The 9,031-nt window shown below is 34.8% G+C and carries 5 protein-coding genes; all 5 read right to left on the bottom strand.

What is annotated here, in order from left to right; genetic code table 11:
* Positions 1-646 precede the first annotated feature (646 nt).
* Genes ACEWK1_RS12310 through ACEWK1_RS12290 form a run of 5 tightly spaced genes read right to left on the bottom strand, consistent with a single transcriptional unit; the run spans position 647 to position 8,954 of the window.
* Positions 647-2,467 (bottom strand): heparinase II/III family protein, encoded by a 1,821-nt coding sequence (locus tag ACEWK1_RS12310; protein ID WP_212136566.1) that lies wholly within the window; start codon positions 2,465-2,467, stop codon positions 647-649.
* Positions 2,468-2,483: 16 nt separating this feature from the next.
* Positions 2,484-4,337 (bottom strand): DUF2264 domain-containing protein, encoded by a 1,854-nt coding sequence (locus tag ACEWK1_RS12305; protein WP_212136565.1) that lies wholly within the window; start codon positions 4,335-4,337, stop codon positions 2,484-2,486.
* 24 nt (positions 4,338-4,361) lie between these two features.
* Positions 4,362-5,501: a glycoside hydrolase family 88 protein gene (locus tag ACEWK1_RS12300; protein ID WP_212136563.1), complete on the bottom strand. Its 1,140-nt coding sequence runs from the start codon at positions 5,499-5,501 to the stop codon at positions 4,362-4,364.
* A 19-nt stretch (positions 5,502-5,520) separates the two neighbouring features.
* Positions 5,521-7,140: a response regulator transcription factor gene (locus ACEWK1_RS12295; protein ID WP_212136561.1), complete on the bottom strand. Its 1,620-nt coding sequence runs from the start codon at positions 7,138-7,140 to the stop codon at positions 5,521-5,523.
* The gene (locus tag ACEWK1_RS12290) at positions 7,140-8,954 is read right to left on the bottom strand and encodes a sensor histidine kinase (protein WP_212136559.1); all 1,815 of its coding nucleotides are present in this window, start codon (positions 8,952-8,954) and stop codon (positions 7,140-7,142) included. Before ACEWK1_RS12290 ends, ACEWK1_RS12295 begins: the two co-directional genes overlap by 1 nt.
* Between the last annotated feature and the right edge of the window lie 77 nt (positions 8,955-9,031).

The following is a 9,031-nucleotide window of genomic DNA, read 5'->3' as shown; positions in this document are numbered from 1 at the left end:
TATTAGGCACGCCGCCAGCGTTCGTCCTGAGCCAGGATCAAACTCTCCAATAAAGAGTTGATAAAGCTCATAATTAATTCTTTAAAACGTTGACGTTTCTGTTTTGTTTAGTTTTCAAAGAACTATCAAGCTAGGTTTCAAAGAAACCAGCAACAGAAATCATTGTATCAAATAACTTCTCCGTTGTCAACTTCTCTGAATAATTTTTAGAGATAATAAAAGTCACTAACATTTCCTAGCGACAAAATACATCTTATCACTTAACTTCACAGAAGTCAATAATGTCTCTAAAATGTTTTTTAGGTCATTCTATCCAACATATCTCATATAAAAATAACCTAACAGTATCCTTCTACGAAGGGACAAGGAACATCTTATCATCAGGGGTTAGTAAAGTCAACAAATTGTATAAATTATAAATTGGTATTTATACCCACTAATAACGATTAGTTATTGTAGGTAAATTATATCAAGAAAGATGAAGACTACAGACATGTATAGTAAAAAAGAAGAAGTGTTTTTAGCTAACTTCTATTATATAGTAGGTATACGAATTCCCTAGATGAAATAAAATCATATAGTAGAAAGAGTAGTTTTGAAGATAGGAACCAACCTTTGAGGGACGGTTCCTAGTGCTGCTTCTTCATTATAAAAAGGAAAACTCAAACTCCACTCGACACAATTGACTCAGTTCCTTCACAGAAAAATCCAACTGACAAAACCTTTCCTTTTCACCAAAATGATTAAGAAAATCTTTTTCATTCACCGTCAAGTCAAGTAGACTAGAATCATATGAAATTTTAATACTTTGGTCACCAGTTAATACAATTCCATCAGATTCATAAGATAATGATAAAACGGGAGTGATGAATCGTTCTACGATTGAGTCCGGAGTTGAAGAGAAATTATAAGTGTCTGTTAATACTAACATAGGTTTATTTACTTTCTTCCAAACAAATCTTCTTACCAAACTGTTTAACACCGAAACTTCATATGCTTTTGCCAAGTCCATTTCTAACATATCTTCTTCATCCTGCTGGAGCTGATCTATTATTCTCGCACAATAGCTTGGGCCATCTTTTTGCAATTGATTATTAATAATTGGTACCGAATGTCCCTGTGAACCGTTACATAAAAACTCATATCTCTTATCACTAAAATAGGCTTCACAATACATACCACTTCCTAAATCTTTAAGAAAGGTTTCACCATTAGCTTGTAGAATAAAGTGACCGATATCATTATGATTATGAGGTTCGTTATTGTGACCACCTTTAGAGGCAAAAGCATAGCCATTATTTCTTGAAATAAACCACTGAGAATCGTTTAAATAATAGGTTGTTTCTCGCCACTCTTGCCCTCTCTTAGTTTCATCAAACCAAAGTAAATTGCGAATAGCTGGTGCCCATCTGCTGCAATGATCTTCACTATATGAAGCTCGAAGCTCGTTTTTAGGCACTTCTATTTCTGGATACATGCGACTTAAATAATGGCTAAGTCCAAGGAAAACAGTCGCTTCCTCTGTTGAATCAGAAAAGTTCACTACTTTCTTTTTATGTATAAAACATTTTTGTTGAAAGAGAGCCATTTTATGGACTTTTTTCTGATCAAACAAATCTACGTTTCCTGCTGTTTTTACTTTTAGTAAATCTGCAAAATAAACATAAAAACCAAACCCGTATTGCCAATAACCGTACCCTTCTAAACAGCCACCATCATCATTAAACCCTTTTAAATAATATTGAAGGGCATTCAGTACACGCTTTAAAATTCCCACTAAAAGCGGCTCATCATTCAACAGATGTAATCCAGCTGCACCAATTGAACAAGCACAAACTGAAGCCCAGTTATGTGTGGATGTTTCCCAAAAATAAGACTGATGTTGAAAAGGGATAAAAATCCTTTTGTGTAGTTCCTGTACTATTCTTTTTTTGATAAGCGGATCAAGCACATCCTCTGTTAACCGATAAATTTCACTAAGAGCAAAAGCTGTTTCAGCAGAAAACAAATCAATCGTATAGTGAGGCTGTTCAGCTAATGTTAAGAAATCACTTTCCTCTAACATCTCAGGTCTATCTTTTAAATGCGCTGGCAAACACCAACTATATTCATTACAGATACTCCAAATCACCTCATGAAGTTCTTTTAAATAGATTGGTTGATCAGGTTCAAGAAGGCACATAATAGCAAACGTATTTAATCTTTTTCTTTTAGTAAAGTAGTGTTTTTCGTACTCTAGTCTTGAACCTGTTTCCCTAAAAAGGGTAAAGTCAAAAAATGACAACTCTGTAATTGGCTCTTTACATAGCTTATCAGCTTCAGCTTTTATCTCATCAAGTAAGGACTGGAATGACTGTTTGCTCTTTATAGAATGAAACCATTGATGCTGTTCCTCTTTTGACGAAAACAAAAGTAAAGTTTTATTATGATCTATAAAACTATTTAACTGCTCCGCTGTTAATGTCAAATTAGTAGCCACCCCACTAAATGTTGATTTCAAGAGCTTTTTTATTTAAAGCTTTTATCGTTATTCGGTTAGAATCCATCTCTACAATAGGCGCTTCTTCCCACTTTGTGTAATAACTCTCTTCTGTTTCACCAAATACCGCACTGACTAAAATACTAGTACCTGGATGGATTCGCGTTTTAATCGTTGGTATAACCGTACGTGAATGAAGAATATTCGTGTTGGAGTTAGGGTAAATAAATTCAGCATTTCCTCCTCCAAGAAGACTCATAATTCCGCTAGCTCCCCAAGTCATTGAAGCAATACATGCTTCATCAGCTTGATTTGTGACTAATTCTGAAATTACTTTTTTATCTTCGATTCCCAAAGCAAAGCCACCATCTGCGGTATCTAGTAATCTATTCGTTTTGATTTGATGTATTCGTATATGCCAAGGAGTTCCCGGGACAAGCCACGTCTCCACCTCTACATCATTCCAAGGCTTCCACTTACTATAAATATAGTCGTCTTCCACCCTATAGTTTTCACAATGTCTTTTTACACGGTAAAGATTATCTCCTTCACTTAAGGCAAGCATAGAGTCAAAGGCCCCTTGGGAAAGTCCCCATTCTGCTCGTGGTACACTAAACCCAAAAGAGGTTGAATAAACAAACTTTTCATATTTTGCTGTAGTATGTGTATGTTCATTTGTTGAAAGATGACCAGAATTAAATGCTAAAACATGATCATTCATTTCATTTCTACAAATAATCATATGTGGTTCTTTTTGAACAACCTTCTTACCCACTTCCGGTAAGGGTTCTTCTTCTACTTTCCAAAAGGGATGTTCCTTGTGTAGGGCTAAAGGCAAGAATGATTTTAATGCCCAATACGGAGAGCCTGGTGAATTATAATTTTCAGCCATCACTAGATTCGGATACGAATAACCAATTGTAAGCACACCCGAATCGTTAAAGATCGGCTGCTGAAACCACCATCTTAGATTTCTCAGAAGAATCCCCTTCATCACACCTAATGAAAAAGGCTCAATCCCTGCATAAACTGCAGCACTCCAAAACGATGATTGAGCAAATCTGTATGTTAAACTTCTGCCATAAGGAAGAGAGGAACCCTCTGAAGAAAACCAAGTGATAAATTCTTTAGCAAATACTTCTGCTCGTTCCTTATATTTTTGTGAACGAATCGGATCTTTATCTTCCATAACCTTCGCATAGATTAGACTATAAAATTGGATAGCAAAAGGAACATAATAATCAACATGACCATCGGTGCCATCTGAGTACCAGCCATTTGATAAGTAAAATGTTTCAATTCTATCTAGATTTTCCTCTACCTTTTTTGAATGATACGGCAGTCCAACATTCTGAAAACCTAAATTAACAATGACCGAAAAGAAAAGCCAATTGCAATCATGTGCTTGACAGTGATTAACTTGATTTAACCAACGACTAAAATTCCCCTTTTCTTCCTCACTAAGTGGATCCCATATTTTTTCAGGTATTAAAATCAGTGCTAGACCAAAGGCAGCCATCTCTACTATTCTTTGATCATAGTCTGTTATTTCACCCCAATATTCGTCATGCAGAGGGTTTGTGCCATTCTTAATGCCTTCCAAATGCATCTCCAATAACTCATTTTCATTATAATCTTCTCCCGCAAGCAAAGGAGCTAATCCCCATAATATCCGTGAGAAGCCTTCAAGGCCTGCAATAGAATCAGAATAAGCAGCACTTGTATGACCTAAATGTATTCGAGCAAATCCTTTACTATAATATTGCTTTAATGGATCACACAATTCTCTAAATGCATCTTCAACATCTTGCTTCGTTTTAAGAGGATTGCTCATTAATGATCGTTTTTTTGTAAGCATATGATCACTTACTCCCTCCCGATTTTATTTATCGACAGACCAAAATAACTGTTTATGTCCCTTTAACATAGCCAGACCTTCAACAAAATAGTAATCCCCATAAATTAGTGGAACGTCTATGTTTTTCCCTTCAGGATAATGACTTGTTCCTTCAAGAATTAATCCGTCTTCATTCAGATCTTCCCAAGCTCCATAATTCTCATAAAGAGATTTTAAAATTTTTGTGCCTGCTTCTTTATACATTCTTTGTTCAGAAGGCTCGACTAAACTGCCTAAAAGAAGTAATCCACAAGCAGCAATTGCTCCTGCTGATGAATCACGGTGCTTTGTGATGTGATCTGGTAATCTAAAATCCCAATATGGTACAGAATCATCCGGTAGATTGGCAATAAAAAAGTGTGATACATTTTTAGCAGCTTGAAGATATTGCTCTTCTTGTGTGTGTTTATACAATAGCGTTAACCCATAAACAGCCCACGAAGTTCCTCTGGACCATGCTGAATCTGGTGAAAAACCTTGACCACCAATTGCTTCGACTCGCTCACCCGTAACCGGATCAAACCGAACAATATGGTGAACAGAACCATCTTTTCGAATAAAGTGTTCCAGCACTGTTTCTCCATGCTTTTTTGCAACATGCTTATAACGTGGATCTCCCGTAACTTCTGAAGCCCAAAATAATAGAGAAAGATTCATTAAACAATCAATAATCGCCCAGCCTGAGTTGTCTTCTCCTTCATGCCAGGGATTCCAGGCACGAATATAATTTCCCTCAGAGTTAAACCTTCCCATTAATAAATTCGCCACCAAAAGAGCACGTCTTTTAGAGTCTTCTTCACCTAGAAGCTTATATCTTGCCACACTTGTTAACGTCCACATAAATCCCATATCATGATCCAGCTTATAGTAGTCCGTAATAACGCTATCAAGTTTCTCTTCACATTGTTCAGCTATTTCCTTAAAAGAGTTCTCCTTCGTTTCACGATACAGTAGCCATTGAAGTCCTGGCCAAAATCCTGCTGTCCACCAAGAAGGTGCTTCTAATTGATAAGACCCATCTACACTTGCATGTGGAAAATTCGCTCCAATTTTCTCACTTGTTCTCTTAAGTTTTATAGTAGTCTTTTCCCATGCTTCGTTTACCCATGTTTGATTACTAACCATCAAATCTTCCTTTCTCAGTTTAGTTCGCCTGTTTTCTCTCTCCTCTAAACTCTATAGGCGTAATTCCTACATAGTTTTTGAATACCTTGATAAAATAACTTTGGTTATCATACCCAAGCCTTTCGCAAATTTTGCCGACTGAATCAGTTGTTTGCTCGAGTAATTCCTTTGCCCTTGTCATCTTTGCCTTTGTTACGTACTCTACGAATGTCTCTCCAACTTCTTTTTTGAAAAGTCTACTAAAATAACTCGGATTTAAATACAAAACATTCGCAACTTCATCAAGTGTTATCTTCTTCTCTAAATGAACTTCTACATATTTACACGCCTCAATTACTTCTTTACGTCTTGATTGTGTACTAACATCATTAACAGCTGAGAGAAGCATTTCAAAATACTTAATAAGCCAAACTCTTAAATCAGCTAATGAGTCAATACTTAGAATTTCTTCATGTAGCACTTCATCTGAAGATTTTGTTCCAAAAAACTGCAGAGCCTTCAATTTTACTTTCAGATCTAATAGGAGCTTTAGCACCCAGTCCTTCACAAATTCTGCCGAATATTGCTTTTCTTTAAAAACCATCATCCATTTTGAAACGACTGGATTTATTTTTGAAGCATCTTTCGCGATAATTAGCTGTCTTATTTCAAAAGATGCTTCATCATACCATTCAAATAAGCTTTCTCTTGAGACTGCTTCATGACGTTTTTTTTCAACTGAAGCTTTCTCCATATAAAAACGTTGCTGTGTACTCTCTAGTAAACTTTTACTCTTTATTTGAAAGGATGCTTGATCATCTATTAGTTCACCAATTAAAAATGAAAGAGAAATATTTAATGTTTTTGATACATGACTTTGAATCTTTCTTATACATTCATACGCTTTGCCATAACTGTCTGCTTTTAAGGTTGAATGATAGGAGAAAAACAGAAACGATTCTTTGCTTCCTAATGTAAAATGAACAGCTTCAATACCATCATTATTTAGTACCTCACCTATAACATTTTGTAGAGAAAACACTAATGTATCTTCTGACTGAAAAGACTTTTTAGCCGCTTGATATTCTTGAACAAAACATAGTACAGGAATATAAGTTGAGCTTTTTAAATTTAATCCAAGAGAAAATGCTTCATTATACCAATCACTATGGCTATAAATTTGTTGATAAATAGCTTTTCGAAGAAACTCACGCTTCATAGACTCACGATTTCTTTCTACTATATTTTCTAATTGTGATTCCTTTAATTTTTTACTATTTTCTTCATCAAGATTTTTTCTTATATTGTCTAATAAAACATCCAAATCTTTTGGATTAAGTGTATCTTTTAGAAGATAATCCTGAACATTTAGCTTTAATGCTTTATGCGCGTATTCAAACTCATTGTGACAAGTTAACATACACACTTTTAAATTTGGATTTAGTTCCTTTAATTTTTGTGTTAGCTCTATTCCATTCATTTTGGGCATCCCAATATCGGTGATTAGGATATCTGGCATTTCATTTAAGGCAGAATTCAGTGCATTCGCTCCATTTTCATGAGTACTTTGAAGTGTTAACCCTAACTGTTCCCAATCGATTATTTCAGATAATAGCTCCAAAACAGGATAATCATCATCTACTAGCATTACTTTATACACTATCTTCTCCCCCCTCTAGAAACGGACATCACTACCTTTGTTCCCTTTTCCTTCTCACTATCTATTTCCATACTAAAAGAATCACCGAATGTCATTCGCATCCGTTCAAACACATTTGAGATTCCAAGACTTGAGAAGCCACTCTTGTTTTGACCCGCTATTGAATTTGAATCTAAACGAAGCTTATTACGAAGGTTTTTTAATGAATCTTCATCCATCCCTTCACCATTGTCCTCAATCGTAATATAAAAATCATTTCCTTTCACATAAGCGTTTAACAAGATTTCTCCTGCACTCTGATTTAGTCCATGAATAATGGAGTTTTCAATAATAGGCTGTAGGATAAATCTTGGTATCGCTTCCAAATAAGCAGCTGCTGAAACACTAATTTCAAAATTCAACGCTTCTTTTTGGCGCATATTCATTAAAGTGACATAATCTTTTACAATGTCTACCTCTTCTTTAAACGAAATCATCCCTTTATCTTTATCAATGGTCATTCGCAGTAGCTTAGATAAAGAGCTAATCATTTCCGCACTTTCATAATCTCCTTTTTTCATAACTTTCATCCGAATAGAATTTAAGACATTAAATAGAAAATGTGGATTAATTTGAGCCTGTAGCATAGCAAATTCTGCTCTTCGTTTTCTTACTTGGGTTTCAGTAATTTCTCGAATCATTTCATTGATTTTATCTAGCATGGAATCAAACGAAATTGATAATCTCCCTATTTCGTCTTTGCTATGAATATGTGAACGAACGTTTAAATTCCCACTTTGTACAGATGATGCGACATCTCCTAAGTGAACAAGTGGTTTTGTAATGGTTTGAATAACATAAGTTAATAGAAGAAAAAAGATAATAAATGAGATCAATTGAGTTAAAAATACTTTGTTAAAAATGGAGTTAATTTTAAAAATTGCTTGCTTATATGGATTTATTGATACTAATTTCCATCCGGTATAAGAAATCTTGTGGTCTGCATAGAGGTAATCTTGATTTGAAATCGTCATTATATTTGAGAAATCTTTCTTTTTCACTTGCTCTAGATAAGGAAACGATGTTCCGATTTTTTCATTATTAGCATGTGATAATATTTTATTAGAAGAATCAACTAACATCATTTCTTCTTTACCAGGCATGCTTTCAAATGCTTGTTTTACTTTGTTTTCCATGATTGTCACAATAACGTATCCGTATATTTTCAGATTCGAATCTCTTAGCGTTCTTGCGACAGAAATTTGATATGGGCTAGATTTTTGTTCAGATTGAAACACTGTTGGCTGACTACCGATCCACACCGCTTCATAACCAAAAACTCCATCTAGTTCTTTGAACCATGGTTCTTGGAAGAGCTGTTCAGGATTATATTCACTCAAAGAGTAATTGGTGTAATGTTTTCCGTTTTTCAGAAGAATTGTTACATATGACTTCTCACCAAGCAAAGTAATGTTTTCAATTGTTTTTGCCACTTTGCTGTATTCCATATAGTTTTCGTAGTATTCATTTTGTTGTACAACTTGGTTTTTATCTTCTTTAGCATGCTTTTTTAATATGGTATTAATCTCTGAATCTATTTGAACAAAATTAGCAACATACAGCATATCATCAAGTAATTTTGTTACATATTCACTTGCTAAGATAAGTTCTCTATTTGCATTTGATAATGCTTGCTCCTTCATGGCATCTTTTGTTAAATAACTGTAGATAAACAACGTTATAATAGCAGGAATCACGATGCAAATAATGGAAGTTAAAATGACTTTATAACGAAAAGAATGGGGCGTCAGCTTTTGCTGTATCCGATTCCACATAACCAATCCTCCTCAGTTAAGAAAAAGTTTGAGGGCGGAAACGGTTTTTTACGCCCCTGTTTATTATTTTATCAAAC

This window comes from Metabacillus sp. YM-086 (assembly GCF_048059995.1).
Taxonomy (GTDB): domain Bacteria; phylum Bacillota; class Bacilli; order Bacillales; family Bacillaceae; genus Metabacillus; species Metabacillus litoralis_B.
This window is presented reverse-complemented; position numbering and strand designations above follow the sequence as displayed.